Source organism: Saccharopolyspora ipomoeae, from assembly GCF_029952525.1.
GTDB classification, from domain to species: domain Bacteria; phylum Actinomycetota; class Actinomycetes; order Mycobacteriales; family Pseudonocardiaceae; genus Saccharopolyspora; species Saccharopolyspora ipomoeae.
Genome location: NZ_JASAOF010000004.1, coordinates 58170 through 74269, shown reverse-complemented (window position 1 = coordinate 74269; position 16100 = coordinate 58170). Strand labels below are relative to the sequence as shown.

Below are 16100 nucleotides of genomic sequence, written 5' to 3'. Positions count from 1 at the left end.
AGGCGAGGTGTGATGCAGATCGCAGCAGTCGTCATTCCGCCAGTCGTGAGCAGGTCGTGGTGACCGCCTGGTACTTGTCCAGCTGGGCGGAGGTCCACTCGGCGCCGGCCTCGATGTCGACCTTGCCGTCGGCGACCTGCTGCACCGATTCCTGCACGTCGAGCAGGTTCTGCTTGAGCGTCTCGTCAGCGGTCGCGCTGGTGAGCTGCTCCAGCTCGGCGACCTTGGCCTGGGCGTCGGCCTGGGCCTTCTGCGGGTCGGCGAAGTTCGGCACGAAGTTCGCGGCGTTGATCGCCCGCAGGCACGCCTGCGCGGAGTCCAGGGTCTGCTGCGCGCCCTGGAGCTGCTGGTTGGCGTCCTGCAGCCCCTGCTGGGCCTCCTGGATCTCGCCGCACGAGGCGAGTCCGGTCAGCAGGGGTAATGCCAGGACCGCCACCGCGATCCGCGTTCGAGCTCGCATCTTCCCTCCGGGGACAAGGCGCAGTGCCTCGGTGGCGCTGCACGTGCACCTTATCGGTGCGACCAGAGGGATTGTGCACTTTGTCTTGTTTTAGGTGCTAATGGTCTAAACCCTGCTCCGACTGGCTCAAGGGCCTGCCTCGATCCAGGTCATCACTGCGGGCGGCAGGTCCAGTCCGGCCAGCCAGGGAGCGGCGCCGATGCGGTAGAGGACGACGCAGGTCAGCGCCAGCGACACCAGGGTCAGGCCGGGGCCGACGATGGCGAGCTCGACGGCGCCGCCGGTGCGCATCCGCAGCTTCTTCGGCGGCGCGACCGGGTACCAGGTCTTGCCGCCCAGCGGCACCGGCCACAGCATCGGGCAGCCCTGCTCGGTGATGGCGTCGCCGATGAAGTGCGCGATGCAGCCGATCATCACCGCGACTCCGAACGCGGCGGCGTCGGTCGGCTGGTCCCCCGCCCAGGCCCAGCACGCGACCGTGAGCAGCAGCGACGTGCCCGCGATGAGCAGCGCGTCGCGGCGGGAGCACCAGGTGTGCATCAGCCCGCGCACGGCGAGGCCGGCGAAGAAGAACATCAGCACGCCCAGCGCGCTGCCCTCGCTGGTCTGCACGATCGCGGTGGTGATGAGCCCGGCGAGGATCGCGAAGACGACGGTGTGGGTGAAGCCGCGGTGCGTGCCCTCGCGGTCGCTGTCCTTCTTGGTGCGGGTGAGCCGGTAGAGGAAGCCGCTGAGCCCGCTCATGGCGGCGGAGAAGCCCTTGGAGATGGCGCCGAAGGTGGCCGCGACGGTCGAGGACGGGTGGTCGATGTCGGGCAGCAGCGCGGCGCCTGCGGAAAGAGTGGCTCCGACCACCCAGGTCTTGGGGGATAATTGCCCCAGCGCGTGCGTGTCGGCCAGGGCGGTCACCGCTGCCCATGCGGCCAACCCGCTCATCGCGTGCGTCGGTCCTGTCGCCATGTCTCTCCCGCATCGCCTGCCGCGCCGAACAGCTGCTCGACAAGATCACTCGTCTGTGAGTTCGAGAGTAGAAGAAGATCGCGGCGCGGCCGGGCATTGCCCTGGGGGTGGCAGCTGTGAATCTGACTTCGGATGCGCCGTGACCCTGGTGGCGGGCGACGGGGGCAAGGCACAATCGAAAGCGCTAGCAGTACGCTTGTACCGCTTGCATTCTCGCGAGAGGAGCACCCCGCCACATGAGCAAGATCAAGGTCCAGGGCACGGTCGCCGAACTGGACGGCGACGAGATGACCCGGATCATCTGGTCCTTCATCAAGGACAAGCTGATCCACCCCTACCTGGACGTCAACCTCGACTACTACGACCTGGGCATCGAGCACCGGGACGCCACCGACGACCAGGTGACCGTCGATGCCGCGAACGCCATCGCCAAGCACGGCGTAGGTGTGAAGTGCGCCACCATCACGCCCGATGAGGCGCGCGTGGAGGAGTTCGGCCTGAAGAAGATGTGGCGGAGCCCGAACGGGACCGTCCGCAACATCCTCGGCGGCGTCATCTTCCGCGAGCCGATCGTCATCTCCAACATCCCGCGGTACGTGCCGACGTGGACCAAGCCGATCGTCATCGGCCGTCACGCCCACGGCGACCAGTACAAGGCCAGCGACTTCAAGGTCCCGGGCCCGGGCACCGTCACCATCACCTACACCCCCGAGGACGGCTCCGAGCCGATCGAGATGGAGGTGGCGAAGTTCGGTGAAGACGGTGGCGTGGCCATGGCCATGTACAACTACCGCAAGTCGATCGAGGAGTTCGCGCACGCGTCCTTCCGGTACGGCCTGGACCGCGGCTTCCCGGTCTACATGTCGACCAAGAACACGATCCTGAAGGCCTACGACGGCATGTTCAAGGACGTGTTCCAGGAGATCTACGAGAACGAGTACAAGGCTCAGTTCGACGCCAAGGGCATCACCTACGAGCACCGGCTGATCGACGACATGGTCGCCACCGCCCTGAAGTGGGAGGGCGGCTACGTCTGGGCCTGCAAGAACTACGACGGTGACGTGCAGTCGGACACCGTCGCGCAGGGCTTCGGCTCGCTGGGTCTGATGACCTCGGTCCTGATGACCGCTGACGGCAAGGTGGAGGCCGAGGCCGCGCACGGCACGGTGACCCGCCACTACCGCCAGCACCAGCAGGGCAAGCCCACCTCGACCAACCCGATCGCGTCGATCTACGCCTGGACCCGGGGTCTGCAGGCCCGCGGCAAGATGGACTCGACTCCGGAGGTCATCGGTTTCGCCGAGGCGCTGGAGCAGGTCGTCATCGAGACCGTCGAGAGCGGCAAGATGACCAAGGACCTGGCCCTGCTGGTCGGCAACGACCAGCCGTTCCAGACCACCGAGGAATTCCTCGCCACCCTGGACGAGAACCTGCAGAAGAAGATGGCCGACCGCTGATCTTCGCCTGACGCGAAGCGCCGCTACCACCCCGGTGGAGCGGCGTTTTTGCGTTCGGGGCCGACGAAGTTCTCATGAGAACTTCGCCCCCAGCACGCTCCCGAAGAGCACGATCACCTCAGACGGCGGGCACCCGGTGCCGAGGTCTGCTGGTCTGATGCACCGAGGTCAGGAGCGCCCTTCACGGCGCTTCTCGGCGAGCTCGCGCAGCTCGTTCCGCACCACGTCCAGGTCGAACTTGTACCGACCCCCGGGTGCCACGAGAGCGACCGAGATCAACCCCTCGTCGGCGTAGCGGCTGATCGACCGGCGGGAGATGCCGAGTTCCACCGCCAGCTCACCCGACGACAGCAACCGCTTGCCCATGCCCCGAACGTATGGCCGTCGCGTGTCCTTTGCTGCCTAGCTGGCCTGTCTGGCCTTGTTGGCCTGAGTGTCCGAATTTTTGGAGGTGGAGGCGAGCGGTGATTTCTGGTTGCCGGTGGCGGTTGATGACGGCGGAGCGCGACACGCGTTCCGCGGGCGCCGTTGGGAGGGGGAGTCGGCTTCTGAAGCGGTCTGCGGTCGGACGGTCCCGCTGGCCCAGCCGTCCGAGATGGACTGGATCACCTTCATGACCTGCGACGAGTGCTGGCGGCTCCTTCTCGTGGAGGCAGGGGTCTCGCCGGGGGCGGTGGGCGCGTACGTCTCCGAGGGCGGGTGATACCGCTGTTCCCGGATCGCCGATTACTGGGCGCTGTGGGGCTCGGGCGGGTGTCCCTGGGGTTGTTGAATCGGTGGCGCGGTGGTGTGGCGGGACTTTCATGTTCGCCTGGAGGGTCGTTATAGCTGGGGCGACGTTCTTGACCTGGAGGTTCGGTGTGCTCCCAGTTCCCCGCCCGGTTCTGCTGGCCGGTGTCGGCCTGATCGCCGTCGTCTACGCGATGGGTGCTGATCGGGACGGCGATGCGGCCAAGCCGGAGGACTGCGCGTTCCAGGTCTCCGCCGACGCCCTCAACGTCCGCTCGGCCCCGGACGAGGGAGCCTCGCGCGTCGATCGACTCGGAGCGGGCGAGCAGGTCGAGGCGACGCCGAACGTCGTCGACGGTTTCCGCGAGATCGGCTCCGGCCGCTGGGCCGCCACCGAGTTCCTCGTGCCGTTGCCGGGAAGCGCCTGCGTTCCCTGACGGGCAGGGGTGGGTGTGAACGCCCGGAAACCGCTGAGATAAGCTCTCCACCGCTGGCGGCGAACACCGCCGAGCGCGATTAGCTCAGTGGGAGAGCGCTACCTTGACACGGTAGAGGTCACTGGTTCAATCCCAGTATCGCGCACCAAATCTTTTCGCAGGTGAGAAGCCCTGTCGGCGTTGTTGCCGACAGGGCGTTTTGCTGTTCGGGCACGGTGTTGACCGTGGGATGCGCGCCCTGGTTCCGCGGATTTCGCGTTCACTGTGCGGCTTTTCGGTGGTGGGTGGGGCGCTGATCTGGGTATTCGTGTCGGGTGGGCTCAGTTTGGTGGCTGGGGCGGGGTTGGGTTTGTGACCGTGAGTTGACCGGGTGCTGGGGTGCTGGGTGGGTTGGTGCGGGTTCGGTGGAGTGCGGTGAGGGCGGTGTTGTGGGTGTGGGGGAGGCCGGCGTTGGCGAGTGCGTGGCACCAGATGTTTTTGCGGAACCAGCTGCGTTCGAGGTGTTGGTCGTGGCGGGTGCGGCTGCGGGTGGGTCGGTCGTGGGTTGAGTTCGACGACGGCTCGGCTGATGGTGCGAGTTCGCCCACCGGATGTCGGTTTCGAGGGCGAGGTCGGCGCGCAGTTGTCAGCGGGCCGCGGCGTGTTTCTCGACACCGTCCGGATGAGGCCAGGGGTGCATCAGTGGCGGTTCGAGAAGGTCGGGGACGGGCAGAACGAGCTGGAGATTCGGGCGATGCCGCTGGGTGATTCGATCACCGCCGGCCGGGAGAGTTCGGACGACAACGGCTATCGCGATGAGCTCAACGACGAGCTCAAGACCAGGTTCGGTTCGGGTCAGGTGGACTTCGTCGGCTCGTCGCGGGCGGGGACGATGCCGGACCCGGACAACGAGGGACATCCGGGCTGGCGCATTGACGAGATCGCGTCGATCGCCGACTGCACCGTTCCCCGGTACCAGCCGAACGTGATCACGCTGCATGCCGGGACCAACGATTTCGACCAGGAGTACGAGCTTTCCTCGGCTCCGCATCGCTCATGGTCGGCTACAAGGGAGCCGTGCACGCCTACATCAACAACGGCGGGCGGGGCGAGGGCGGATTCACCGAACACAGGAACTTCGCCAACGAGACCGGGTATCCCGGCGACGAATCGACCTTCCGCGACATCAGCGGCGACGGTAAGTCCGACTACGTCGTCGTCTACGACGGTGGCTCCGTCCGCTGCTGGCTCAACCGAGGTGGCAACGTCCAGGGCTTCGTCCTGTGATCGATCCCCGGAAGGGTGCGCGGGTGGGTTCGCCTGCCCGCGCACCGTGCCGATTGTCCTTGGCAGCCCTCGTCTATCCGATCTCCGCGGTCGTCTCTGCGGTCGAGCACGGTGGGCGTTTTCGGTCTCTGGGCAGGTGTCCTTGTGGGGCATGACTCTCAGCGGTCGTCGAGCGTCCGAAATACCAACCCGGGGTGCGGTTTTGGTCCGAACGACGTGGACTTGTGCGGCAGGCGGATCCCGGAGGCGGCAGCGGCTTTGAGGTCTCGCCGGGTCGGTGGATTCGTGAGCACGGCGACGCCTCCGCTGTCCCGGGCCATGCGGAGGGCGGCGCTGGGGTTCGGCTCGTAGTTGATGTCTCCGGGACGGTTCGGGATCTGCCACAAGCGGTCGAGCAGCGCTGTGTCCAGGATCGCGACGTTCATCGTGCGCAGCGCTGAGGCCGTGCCATCGAGTGCTGCGTTCAGGAAGCGCGGTTGTGGTTCGGTGAGCAGGTAGCCACCACGTGGGGTGGCCAGGACGTAGGCCGGTCCGTTCTTCGAGTGGCGCTTCAGCTTGGTGATCCAGTCGGTGATCTCGCCGTGCATCGGGGTGACGCGGAACCGGGCGGAGGCCATCTGCAGTGCCTCGCGTGGGTCGAGACGGGGCAGCACGCGGTGAACAGGGGCGAGGCTCATCGGGGTCTTGGTGACGTCGACCAGCAAGGCGGGAAAGTAGTCCCACGGGCCTTGGCCCTGTCCGGCGGCATAGGCCGCGCGCCGGTACTGCCGTGCCGCGGCGTGGCGGTGGTGGCCGTCGGCGATGAAGGCGGCCCGTGCCTCCAGCTCGGCGATGATCTGATCCTGTTCCACGTGATCGGTGATGGGCCACAGGCGGTGGGTTTGGCCGTCGTGGGCCAGTACTTCGGCGACTGGTGGGTGGTGGGCGGCGTCGTCGATGCAGGTGGCGGTACGACCGTCACCGGAGAAGCCGAGCAGGGCGGGGTCGAGGTTGGCCCGCTGGCGTTCCATGACGTTGGTGAGCCGCTGAACGTGTTCGGGGATGACGTCCGCGTGGGGAAGCAGCCCGCTGTCCAGGTGCACCAAGGCCACCACGCCCCGGATGGTTCCGTGCGGCCCGAGTTGCTCGTAGGCGTAGAGAGCGGGACGCCGATCCTGGATGATCGCTCCGCTGCGCTGCCAATCCGCCAGGATGCCGAAACCCGGGTGCGGGAGTTCGCTCCACGGTGTCGCGTACCGGCCTGCGAGGGTGCTGTGGTTTCGTTGAGTGATGCGCCAGCCGCGGAAGGGGGCGATGGCGACCCCGTTGCGCGCGGACGCCACGACAGGGATGGGCCGGGTCGGCTCGACTTCCCCGGCCGCGCTCACGTCGTCCGGGTGCTCCTCGGGGGAGCGCTTCTCCTCCGAGGATGGTGTGAGGGCCAGCAGGCATCCCAGCGCGCACGCCCCGGCCATGACGAGCACGGCACCGGGGACGGGCATGAGACCGACCAGCGGACCGGCCAGCAGGGGGCCTGCGGATTGGCCGATGAGCAGGTAGCTGTTGGCCGTGCTGACGAACGCGCTTCTGCGGTCAGCGGGTGCGTGCTTGCTGAAGTGCAGGAACAGCGATTGAGCCAGCGCGGCGAAGCAGAAGCCCTGGACCAGGCGCAGCGGGATCATCGCGTAGGGATCCAGGGGCAGGGCGATGACCGCGATGGCGGCCGCGCACCCACCGGCGCTGAGCACGAAGGTGCGCAGCGGCCGTCCGGTGAGATCGTTGTGCTTGCCCCACCAGAACGAGCCGAGCAGGGTCGCGCCCCACATCACCGAATGCAGCACGCCGACCCACAGGCTTGCACCGCCCTGGTCCGTGACGACGCCTTCGACGTGTTCGGCGTAGACCGGGATCAGGCCGTAGACGCCGAAGTAGGCCGCGATCGCGGCCAGGGCCAGTGCTCCGGCCCCTGGGACTTCCCGCACCGAGGGGCGACGCCGTTGCCGCGTCGTGGTCTCGCCGCTGCCTGTGAGGGGCCGGCTGCGCGCAGGTTCGCGCAGGCCGACACCACAGGTCACCGCGAGCATCGCGGCGACCCCGGCGATCACGAGCATGAGTTGCTGCAGGCCGCCGGCGCCGACGAACAGGCCGCCTGCGACGGGGCCGGCCAAGGCGCCTGCTGCGGTGGCGCTGAACGATTTGCCCAGCGCTGAGCCGCGCTTCTGGTCCGAGCCGGTGGACCCGGCGAAGGCGGCGGCGGCTTCGACGACGCCGCCGAGCGTGCCCTGCAGCAGGCGACCGGCGACGAGCAGCAGCGGGCTGCTCGCGGTGGCCATGACGATCATGGCGATTGCCAGGCCCAGCAGTGCGCGCACCACCATCCACTTGCGACCGATGCGGTCGCCGAGGCGTCCCCACAGCGGGGTGGCGACGGTGAGGGCCAGGGCGGGTGCGGCGATGGCGACTCCGGCCCAGGTCTGGGTCTCGGCGAGGCTGCTGGTGCCGATCTGCCTCAGGTAGAACGGCATGATCGGCACCAGCATCATCAGCCCGGCGGTGTTGACGAACTGCCCGGCCCACAGCAGCACGAGGTCGCGGCCGCGAACGCTCTCCGACTCCGCGTGCTGCGGTGGAGGGCCGTGCGGCGTGCGCAGTGCGCGGGTCACCGTGTCACCGCCTCGGGCTCCTGCCACGGGTCGGGCAGGTTGGCGACCCATTCGTCGTCGTACACGAGGTCGAGGTAGCGCTCGCCGCGGTCGGGCAGCACGGTCACGATCCGGGCCGGGCCCTCCAGCCTGGAGATGAGGTGCTCGACCCCGGCGATCACCGCGCCCGACGATCCGCCGGCGAAGACCTTCTCGGTGGCCAGCAGCCGCCGGCACCCGGCGGCCGACTCGGCGTCGGCGACGTGCAGGACGTCGTCGATCTCCGCGGGGGCGTAGATCTCCGGCACGCGGCTGGCCCCGAACCCGGGGATCTGCCGCGGCCCGGGCGGGGTGCCGAAGATGACGGAGCCGACCGCGTCGACGGCGACCACCTTGAGGTCGGGGTGGTCCTGGCGCAGTCGTCGGGCGATGCCTTGGATGGACCCGGTCGTCGACACCGCCGCCACCAGGTAGTCGAGGGGGTCGTCGACGGCGTCGAGGATCTCCTCGCCTGCGGTCTCGTGGTAGGCGCGCCAGTTCAGCTCGTTGGCGTACTGGTTGATCTGGGTCGTGTTCGGGATCGAGCGCACGAGTTGCTGAGCCCGGCGCACGCGGGAGTGCAGGTAGCCACCGGCTTCGTCGGGCTCGGTGACCATCTCGACGTCGGCGCCGAACAGCTCCAGCAGGCGCAGGTTCGTCGGCGAGGTCTTGGGATCGACCACGGCGGTGAACGACAACCCGTGCAGCCCGGCTGCCATGGCCAGGGCGATGCCCAGGTTGCCGGAGGTGCTTTCCACCAGCCGCATGCCGGGACGAAGCGTCCCGTCGGCCAGGCCTTGCTCGATGATGAACCGCGCGGGTCGGTCTTTCATGCTGCCGCCGGGATTGAGCATCTCCAGCTTGGCGAGCACTTCCACGTCGGGTTCGGGGAAACACCGGCTGAGTCGCACCATCGGGGTCGATCCGACACAGCCGATCACCGAATCGTGGATCACTGCGAACCTCCAGGTTTCGGGGCGCACGTCGGTGCGCCACCGCGAGAAGAGAGCGGAAAGCGTGAACCGATGCGCGCACGACGACGCGAAACGCCGGAGGTCGGGTACGGCGTCATCGTCGCGCGAACAGGCACTGTCCGGTTTCGAAATTCAGAGAGGCGAATTCAGGAACGCATGAGTGCGTGTTCTGGAAAGAATCACCCGAAGATGAGAGGGACGAGTGCCCTGCGCGGAGATCAGGTTCTCGCGATGCACGCCCAGTGGAGGAAAGCGGTCCCGGATGGTCTCCACGGTGGTCGCGACAGCCAGTGCCGGAGCCGCAGTGCCCAGGCGGCCTGGGTGAGCAGCTGCGCCGCCGATGCGGTGAAGGTCAGCGCGAGCAGGAGGAAGTCCAGGTCAACCGAACTGTTCAGCGGCCTCGTGAGAACGGCCGCGCTGAAGTTCGGCCCGGCATCGCAGTGCGGCGCGCCGTGTTCGAGGCCGTGGTCATGAGCCGGATCGGCGACGGATGCTGCGGGTGCGGCATCACCAGCGTGTTCGTGCTCGGATGTTTCGCCGTGGTGACCGGTCGTGGAATGCGACGCGGACATCAGCTCGGCGTGCCCGGGAAGCGCGTGCGCGGGAAGGAGCACGACCGGCACGATGAGGAAGCCCAGCACAAGCAGGGGAAGCACGAGCAGCTTCCCCAGACCGTGTTGGCGTGTCATCGACTTCCTCACGGGCACCACACTAGAGATGACGTGGAAAAGCGGCGAAGCGGTATGCCCTCTCTCACACTACTGATTCGAAAGCCGGCGTCCTCGCTCGGGAATTCGCTCATCCCGATCTCGAATTGACGTGGTGGAAGGACTCGTGCTGTTCGAGCACTCGCCGCGCTGAGTGCGTCCTGCACGATTCGGCGTCCCGCCGGGTCGAAGGCCTGGGCATTGCCGTTCCCCGCTGGGATCTCACGACGTGGGGATTCCGGTGAGCCGTCTGGACATGTCCCACAGGCGCTTCGCCGCGTCCGCGTCGCTGGCCTGCAGGCTGCGCGCGACGAGCGTCGGGTGGCCGCGCAGCTCCCGCCAGCCGTCGGGGCCGACGTAGCTGGCTCCGGGCAGGTCCTGCGTCGCCGCGTACAGGCTCGGCAGCGCCCCCGTGGCGGGACCCTGCGCCAGCAGGGACCCCGCTAGCCGTGCCGCGCCGACCAGCAGGCGGTTGCGTCCGTGCGTTCCGAGGTTGGACGCGGTGTACCCCGGGTGCGCGGCCAGAGCGCGGACGGGGGAGCCGCGCTGCGCGAGCCGCCGCTGGAGTTCGAGAACGAAGAGCAGGTTCGCCAGCTTCGATTGCCCGTACGCCGCGACCGGCTGGTAGCGGCGGCGCTCGAAGTTCGGGTCGTCGAAGTCGATCGTCCCGAACCGGTGCGCCCCGGAGGCCAGGGAGACGACGCGGCCGGTGATGTGCGGCAACAGCAAGTTGGTCAGGGCGAAGTGGCCGAGGTGGTTGGTGCCGAACTGCATCTCGAACCCGTCGACCGTGCGCGCGGCGGGGACCATCGCCACACCTGCGTTGTTGACCAGCACGTCGACGTCTCCGCGCCAGGACGCGGCGAACTCGCGGACGGAAGCGAGATCGGCGAGGTCGAGGCTGCGCACCTCGTTGCTGCCGCGCACCGCACGAGCGGCCGCCCTGCCGCGATCGAGGCTGCGAACCGCGAGCACGACGTGCGCTCCGGCCCGGGCGAGCCCGCGTGCTGTCGCCAGTCCGACGCCGCTGCTCGCGCCGGTGACGATCGCCGTCCGCCCGTCGAGCCGCGGCATCTGGTCGAGTGTCCATCGCATGTGCGCCATCGTGCTGATCGTTGCTCCCGTTGTCGCGGCCGGGTGCGCGGTGGCCCGCGCACCGCGGACCACCGCGCACCGCGGCGGGGTCGACCGTCCACGTCGTCTCCGATGGCCCGGTGCTGGTGAAGCCCTCAGCTGGGCACGGCCATCACCATGATCGGTTCTGTGGTCGGTTGCGCCGAGCCGCCCCTGGGTTCGACCGTCACGGCGAGCTGCCGGGCGTCGGCGGGCATGGCCGTCATCAGCGGTTCGCCCGTCGGCGCCGACGGCAGCACGCCGGCCGACGTCGGACCGGCGCCGCCGATGAACCAGAGCTGGTAGGTCCGGTCCGCGGGAGCGGCGGGCATGTCCGCGGTCAGGAACGCGGCGCTGCCCAGACGCCGGGACACCACGCTCACCGCTCGCGCCTCTCCCGCCGAGCCGTGGACCAGGCGCGCGTCCGGGGACTGCAGGAGCCTGGCGACCTCCGCGTTGTGCGCCCCGGCCTGCTCCGCGAGCCGGTTCGCCTCGGCCAGCTGCTGCTGGCTCTGCCAGGCGACGCCGCCGAACGCAGCGGCCAGCGCGATGCCGACGGCCGCTGCTGCGACCGCGAGCCGGGTCGTCCAGCCCGTCATCGGCGGGAACCGGAACGCGCGCCCTCGGGGAGGTTCCGCCGACAGCGGCGGGAGCTGCCGGGTGCGGGCGATCTCCTCCATCACCTCGTGCTTGAGCGCTTCGGGCGGCGGGACCGCGGTGTCCGCGCCGAGCCGGGCGGCGGTTTCCCGCAGCTCTCGCACCTCCTGGGCGCAGTCCTCGCAGCGGTCGAGGTGCCGCTCGAACCGGTCGAGCTCCGTCCCGATCAGCGCGTCCACGGCGTAGGTACCTGTCAGCGCGGCCATCTCGTTGCTCATCGGGTGGTCACCCCCAGGCAGTCGCGCAGCCGGATCAGGCCGTCGCGCAGGCGTGTCTTCACAGTGGCGAGCGGAGCATCCAGCAACCCGGCCGCCTCGCGGTAGGTGTAGCCGCGGTAGTAGGTCAGCATCACGGACTCGCGTTGCAGGTCGGTGAGGGTGGCGATGCACCGGCGCAGCTGGCGCTGCTCGAACCGGGAGAGCACCGCTTCGGCCACTTCGTCGTAGGGCCGACCGGGCTCCTGGCGACCCGCCTTGGTCTCCCGGTCGGCGGCGGCCTGCGCGGTCCGAACCCGGTCCACCGCCCGGCGGTGGGCGATCGTCATGATCCAGGCCATCGCGCTGCCCCGATCGCTGCGGTACCTGCTGGCCGAGCGCCAGACCTCCACGAGGACCTCCTGGGTGACCTCCTCGGACTGCGCGGTGTCCCGGACGATTCGCTGAACGAGACCGTGCACGGGTGCGACCACGAGGTCGTACAACCGCGCGAACGCCTGCTCGTCGCCCTTCGCCACGGACACCAGCAGTTCGTGCGGCTCGGGCCGCTCCCCGGGTTCCGGCTGGTCGGCCGGTCTGCGTGTGCTCTCCATGTGCGCCTCTCTCGGGCCCGGCCCTCGCCGGGCCATTGTTCAGCCCTGCGCGGGTTTGCGGTATCCGAGCTGCCACACGTCGAGGTAGCCCGAGCGGAAGCCCGCCTCGCTGTAGGCGAGGTAGAACTCCCACATGCGGCGGAAGCGCTCGCTGAAGCCCAGCGCCCGGACGTCGTCCCACCGGTCCAGGAAGCGTTCGCGCCAGTGCCGCAGCGTCGTCGCGTAGCTGGGGCCGAAGGAGTGCCGCTCGGTGCGCCGCAGGCCGGTGTGCTCGTCGAAAGCCGCTTCCAGCGCCTCGATCGAGGGCAACTGCCCACCGGGGAAGATGTACTTGTGGATCCAGGTGTAGCTACCGCTTGTGGCCAGCATCCGGTCGTGCGGCATGGTGATCGCCTGCAGCCCGATCCGGCCACCGGGCGCCACCAGCCGGTCCAGGGCGCTGACGTAGGCGGGCCAGAACTCGCGGCCGACGGCCTCGATCATCTCGACGCTCACGACCGCGTCGAACCGGCCGGTGATCTCCCGGTAGTCGGCCAGCCGCACCTCGACCCGGTCCGCGAGACCACCTTCGGCAAGGAACTCCTGCGCGTACCGCTGCTGTTCGGCGGACAGGGTCAGGGTGGTCACCCGGGCGCCTCGCCGGGCGGCCCGCCCGGCCAGCGCTCCCCAGCCGGTGCCGATCTCCAGCAGCTCGGTCCCCGGGCCGACTGCGGCGAGGTCGAGGATCCGGTCGATCTTGCGGACCTGGGCGGCGGCGAGGTCGTCGCCACCGGGCGGGAACAGCGCAGCCGAGTAGGTCATCGTCTCGTCCAGGAACGTCGCGAAGACGTCGTTGGACAGGTCGTAGTGGCGGTGGATGTTCTCCCGAGCCCCCGCGACCGTGCCCCGCTCGGTGCTGGGCTGGCGGGCCTCGACCCAGCGCCGCGCGCCTTGCAGCGGTGCGGGCACGAGCGTGGCGATCCGCTCGGCGAACGGGGTCAGCAGTTCCGCCGGTTCCGGGCTGGTCCACTCGCCGGCCATGTAGGACTCGCCGAAGCCGATCTTGGCGTCCACGCCGAGGCGGTGGAAGAACGCCTTCGGATCTTCGACTCGCATGAGCGGCGACTCCGGGCCGCCCGCGCCCAGCACGCCGCCGCCCGCGAACGCCACGCGGACCGGCAACGCGCGCACCGCGTGCCGGAACAGCTGCTCGGCGATCGCGGCGCGGACCGGCGAGCTCGGTGCGGCGCCGAGCAGGTCCCACGGCGGAGCGGTCCCCGCGCACTCCTGCGCGCCGGTGGTCGTGGTGGTCATCGGACTCCTTCCTGGTGGATGTGGGGAGTGCGGCGGTAGCGGGGAACCCGCCGCAGCCACAGCGCGATGCCGTGGCGGCGGATCAGCGCGGAGGTCCGTCGCGGTGCCAGCGGGTGGCGCAACGCCGCGCGCAGCAGCTGCGCCGGGGTCGCCCGCCGGCGCCTGCCCGTCATCGCAGCGCGGAACGCGGTGCCGCCGCCGTGGACGAGCTCGACGTGCAGCCGCAGCCGCTCGCCCGGCGGTTCCAACCGCATCCGGTAGCGGCCCTCGGAGGGCAGGAAAGGGGAGACGTAGAAGCGCTTGTCGGTCTCGCCGACGCCGTCGGCGTCCGGGCGCAGCAAGTAGCAGTGCCGTTCGCCGTAGGTGTTGTGCACCTCGGCGACGACGCACTCCGGCGATCCGTCCGGGCGATGGCACCAGAAGACCGTGATCGGGTTGAACGCGTGGCCCAGCACCCGCGCGCCCGCGAGCATCAGGACCCGGCCTCCCCGGAGATCCACGCCGTTCAGCGCCAACCAGCGGTCGAGGTTCTCGCGGATGCTGCGCCGCGGGTCGCCGAGGTGGTCGCGCGCGTCGAAACGGACCAACCAGCGCAGGGCCCCGGGCAACCGGGGCAGGTCGGCGAGGTCGACCAACCAGGTGTGCGACCGGTGCCGGAAGGAGCGTCGCGGCTCGACCTCGCGGGAATGAGCGATGACGACGTCGTAGAGGTGCACGATCACCACCCCGCCCCGAAGGCCGCGGCTGCTCGCACGCCGGAAGCGCAGCCGTCCTCGTGGAAGCCCCACCCGTGGTAGGCGCCAGCGAACCGCACCCGCTCATCGCCGATCGACGGAAGTTCCGCTTGCGCCGCGACCGAATCAGGCGTGTAGATCGGATGCCGGTAGCGCATCTCGGCGAGCACCCGGCGGGAGTCCACGTCGGATCCGCCGTTCAACGTGACCACGTGGTCGACGGGCTCGGCGAGCCCCATCAGCCGGTTCATGTCGTAGCTGATCCGGGCCCCGCCCGAGACGTCCGCGCACCTGTTCTTGAGGTAGTTCCAGGAGGCCCTGGCGCCTCGGCTGCTCGGCAGCACCGACGCGTCGGTGTGCAGCAGCGTCGCGTTCTCCGAGTACTCGAAGGCACCCAGCGCGCGTCGTTGCGCGGCGGTGGGGGAGTCCAGCAGTCGCAGCGCTTGGTCCGCGTGGGTGGCCACGACCACGCGGTCGAACTCGTGCACCTCGTCGGTGGCGGAACGGACCTCGACCCGGTCGGACAGCCTGCGCACCGAGCGCACCGGCGTCGCGGTGCGCACCGCCTGCAGCTGCTTCCCGATCCGCAACACGTACTCCCGGGACCCGCCGATCACGGTGCGCCAGGTCGGGGAACCGCCGATCGACAGCATCCCGTGGTGCCGCAGGAACTCGAACAGGTAGCGCGCCGGGTACCGCCCGCTGGTGGCCGGTCCGGCGGACCAGACCGCGGAGACCAGGGGGATCGCGAAGTGCTCCGTGAAGTGGCGGGAGTACCGCCCGTCGGTCAGGAACTCGGCGAGCGTCCGCGCATCGCCGCGCGGCCGGTCGAGCAGTGCACCGGCTTCCCGGTGGAACCGACGCACCTGCGACAGCGTGCGCAGGTAGCGGAGGTCGCGGACGTTCTGCGCGCGCGGGAACAGCCCGCCGAGCCGCTTGGCGCCCGCGTACTCCAGCCCGCAACCCCGGCACCGCACGCTCATCGACATCTCGGTGTCCCTCGTGGACACTCCCAGCTCTCGGAACAGCCGGAGCAACTGCGGGTACGTGCGCGAGTTGTGCACGATGAACCCGCTGTCGACGGCGATCACGCGACCGTCGGCGGTGCGGACGTCGTGGGTGTGGGCGTGCCCGCCCAGCCGGTCGTCACCTTCGAACAGCACCACGTCGTGCGCGCGGGACAGCAGGTGCGCGGCGGTCAGCCCGGAGACCCCGGCGCCCACGACCCCGACGCGTTCCCGGCTCATCGCGGGCTCCACGCGGCGGCGCAGTCCAGGGCGAACGCGGCGACCTGAGCGTTCCACTCCTCGGCGCGGCGCAGCATCGCGTGGCCGGAGCCGCCGATCACGTGCCGCGAGACCGCCGCGCCCGCCCGCCGCGCGCGGCGAGCGTAGGCCAGCGATGTCTCCGGCGGGATCGTCCGGTCCCGGTCGCCGTGCACGATCCGCACGATCCGGCCGGTGAGCTGCTCGACCGCATCGTCCTCGGTCGTCCACGGCGCGAGCGCGCACACGCCCACCACGTCCGGTTCACCGGCCAGCCGCAGCGCGACCCGTCCGCCCATCGAATGCCCCAGCAGCGCGATCCGGGCACCCCTGTGCGAACCGCGGATCACCTCGATCGCACGGCGCGCGTCGCAGACCGCGTCCAACGCGGGCTCGTTCCAGCCCCGCACCCGGTTGCGCAGCACCCACACCGAGACGTCCGAGCGGTGCCCGGCGCGGGCGAGCGGGAACATCCGTCGGTAGGCGAGCCGCGTTCCCCGCACGGGCGCGCGGCTGACCGGCCGCCCGCCGTGCAGCGCCAGCAAGACTGTCCGCGGTGGCGTCTCAGACGATGTCAGAA

General features: G+C 69.7%; 16 protein-coding genes, 1 tRNA gene and 1 pseudogene. 5 read left to right on the top strand and 13 right to left on the bottom strand.

Annotated features, from left to right (window positions below):
* Nucleotides 1-31: 31 nt before the first annotated feature.
* Entirely contained in the window at nt 32-460 is a 429-nt protein-coding gene (locus QFW96_RS09765; protein ID WP_281455261.1) for a hypothetical protein, read from the bottom strand.
* Nucleotides 461-586: 126 nt separating this feature from the next.
* Nucleotides 587-1420 carry a metal-dependent hydrolase gene (locus QFW96_RS09760; protein WP_281455260.1) on the bottom strand — a complete coding sequence of 278 codons (834 nt, stop codon included), beginning with the start codon at nt 1418-1420 and terminating at the stop codon, nt 587-589.
* A 236-nt stretch (nt 1421-1656) separates the two neighbouring features.
* Here QFW96_RS09760 and QFW96_RS09755 point away from each other — a divergent pair, with 236 nt between their 5' ends.
* A complete protein-coding gene (locus QFW96_RS09755; protein ID WP_281455259.1) occupies nt 1657-2877 on the top strand; it encodes an NADP-dependent isocitrate dehydrogenase in 1221 nt (406 codons plus the stop codon).
* A gap of 168 nt (nt 2878-3045) precedes the next feature.
* Here the strand turns inward: QFW96_RS09755 and QFW96_RS09750 are convergent, their stop codons facing one another.
* Complete coding sequence (locus tag QFW96_RS09750; protein WP_281455258.1) at nt 3046-3243, bottom strand: MerR family transcriptional regulator; 198 nt, start codon at nt 3241-3243, stop codon at nt 3046-3048.
* Between the two features lie 494 nt (nt 3244-3737).
* Between QFW96_RS09750 and QFW96_RS09745 the strand changes: the two genes are divergently transcribed.
* From QFW96_RS09745 to QFW96_RS09735, 4 genes and pseudogenes are all read left to right on the top strand, one after another.
* Complete coding sequence (locus QFW96_RS09745; protein ID WP_281455257.1) at nt 3738-4043, top strand: SH3 domain-containing protein; 306 nt, start codon at nt 3738-3740, stop codon at nt 4041-4043.
* Between the two features lie 73 nt (nt 4044-4116).
* Nucleotides 4117-4191, top strand: a tRNA-Val gene (locus QFW96_RS09740).
* Nucleotides 4192-4611: 420 nt separating this feature from the next.
* Nucleotides 4612-5058: pseudogene (locus QFW96_RS30210) on the top strand (GDSL-type esterase/lipase family protein); the annotation flags it as partial.
* A gap of 20 nt (nt 5059-5078) precedes the next feature.
* Nucleotides 5079-5309, top strand: coding sequence for a hypothetical protein (locus QFW96_RS09735; RefSeq protein ID WP_281455256.1), 231 nt, complete (start codon nt 5079-5081; stop codon nt 5307-5309).
* Nucleotides 5310-5467: 158 nt separating this feature from the next.
* Here the strand turns inward: QFW96_RS09735 and QFW96_RS09730 are convergent, their stop codons facing one another.
* The 10 genes from QFW96_RS09730 to QFW96_RS09685 form a co-directional block, all read right to left on the bottom strand.
* Nucleotides 5468-7951 (bottom strand): MFS transporter, encoded by a 2484-nt coding sequence (locus tag QFW96_RS09730; RefSeq protein WP_281455255.1) that lies wholly within the window; start codon nt 7949-7951, stop codon nt 5468-5470.
* Nucleotides 7948-8910, bottom strand: a complete 963-nt coding sequence (gene sbnA, locus QFW96_RS09725; RefSeq protein WP_281455254.1) for a 2,3-diaminopropionate biosynthesis protein SbnA — start codon at nt 8908-8910, stop codon at nt 7948-7950. The genes QFW96_RS09730 and sbnA overlap by 4 nt, the downstream gene beginning before the upstream one ends.
* 251 nt (nt 8911-9161) lie before the next feature.
* Complete coding sequence (locus QFW96_RS09720) at nt 9162-9644, bottom strand: hypothetical protein (protein ID WP_281455253.1); 483 nt, start codon at nt 9642-9644, stop codon at nt 9162-9164.
* A gap of 228 nt (nt 9645-9872) precedes the next feature.
* The gene (locus QFW96_RS09715; RefSeq protein ID WP_281455252.1) at nt 9873-10745 is read right to left on the bottom strand and encodes an oxidoreductase; all 873 of its coding nucleotides are present in this window, start codon (nt 10743-10745) and stop codon (nt 9873-9875) included.
* 134 nt (nt 10746-10879) lie between these two features.
* Complete coding sequence (locus QFW96_RS09710) at nt 10880-11638, bottom strand: anti-sigma factor (RefSeq protein ID WP_281455251.1); 759 nt, start codon at nt 11636-11638, stop codon at nt 10880-10882.
* On the bottom strand, nt 11635-12228 hold the full coding sequence (sigK, locus tag QFW96_RS09705) for an ECF RNA polymerase sigma factor SigK (RefSeq protein WP_281455250.1): 594 nt from the start codon (nt 12226-12228) through the stop codon (nt 11635-11637). The genes QFW96_RS09710 and sigK overlap by 4 nt, the downstream gene beginning before the upstream one ends.
* A gap of 39 nt (nt 12229-12267) precedes the next feature.
* A complete protein-coding gene (locus QFW96_RS09700) occupies nt 12268-13521 on the bottom strand; it encodes a class I SAM-dependent methyltransferase (RefSeq protein WP_281455249.1) in 1254 nt (417 codons plus the stop codon).
* Nucleotides 13518-14246, bottom strand: coding sequence for a DUF1365 domain-containing protein (locus QFW96_RS09695; RefSeq protein ID WP_281455248.1), 729 nt, complete (start codon nt 14244-14246; stop codon nt 13518-13520). Before QFW96_RS09695 ends, QFW96_RS09700 begins: the two co-directional genes overlap by 4 nt.
* Nucleotides 14240-15502: an NAD(P)/FAD-dependent oxidoreductase gene (locus tag QFW96_RS09690; RefSeq protein ID WP_281455247.1), complete on the bottom strand. Its 1263-nt coding sequence runs from the start codon at nt 15500-15502 to the stop codon at nt 14240-14242. Before QFW96_RS09690 ends, QFW96_RS09695 begins: the two co-directional genes overlap by 7 nt.
* Nucleotides 15499-16065, bottom strand: a complete 567-nt coding sequence (locus QFW96_RS09685) for an alpha/beta hydrolase (protein ID WP_281455246.1) — start codon at nt 16063-16065, stop codon at nt 15499-15501. Before QFW96_RS09685 ends, QFW96_RS09690 begins: the two co-directional genes overlap by 4 nt.
* Nucleotides 16066-16100 lie beyond the last annotated feature (35 nt).

Excerpts from the sequence above, each read along its gene's own strand:
- QFW96_RS09765 (WP_281455261.1), bottom strand. The coding sequence starts at position 460 with ATGCGAGCTCGAACGCGGATCGCGGTGGCGGTCCTGGCATTACCCCTG.
- QFW96_RS09760 (WP_281455260.1), bottom strand. The coding sequence starts at position 1,420 with ATGGCGACAGGACCGACGCACGCGATGAGCGGGTTGGCCGCATGGGCA.
- QFW96_RS09755 (WP_281455259.1), top strand. The coding sequence starts at position 1,657 with ATGAGCAAGATCAAGGTCCAGGGCACGGTCGCCGAACTGGACGGCGAC.
- QFW96_RS09750 (WP_281455258.1), bottom strand. The coding sequence starts at position 3,243 with ATGGGCAAGCGGTTGCTGTCGTCGGGTGAGCTGGCGGTGGAACTCGGC.
- QFW96_RS09735 (WP_281455256.1), top strand. The coding sequence starts at position 5,079 with ATGGTCGGCTACAAGGGAGCCGTGCACGCCTACATCAACAACGGCGGG.
- QFW96_RS09715 (WP_281455252.1), bottom strand. The coding sequence starts at position 10,745 with ATGCGATGGACACTCGACCAGATGCCGCGGCTCGACGGGCGGACGGCG.
- QFW96_RS09710 (WP_281455251.1), bottom strand. The coding sequence starts at position 11,638 with ATGAGCAACGAGATGGCCGCGCTGACAGGTACCTACGCCGTGGACGCG.
- sigK (WP_281455250.1), bottom strand. The coding sequence starts at position 12,228 with ATGGAGAGCACACGCAGACCGGCCGACCAGCCGGAACCCGGGGAGCGG.
- QFW96_RS09700 (WP_281455249.1), bottom strand. The coding sequence starts at position 13,521 with ATGACCACCACGACCACCGGCGCGCAGGAGTGCGCGGGGACCGCTCCG.
- QFW96_RS09690 (WP_281455247.1), bottom strand. The coding sequence starts at position 15,502 with ATGAGCCGGGAACGCGTCGGGGTCGTGGGCGCCGGGGTCTCCGGGCTG.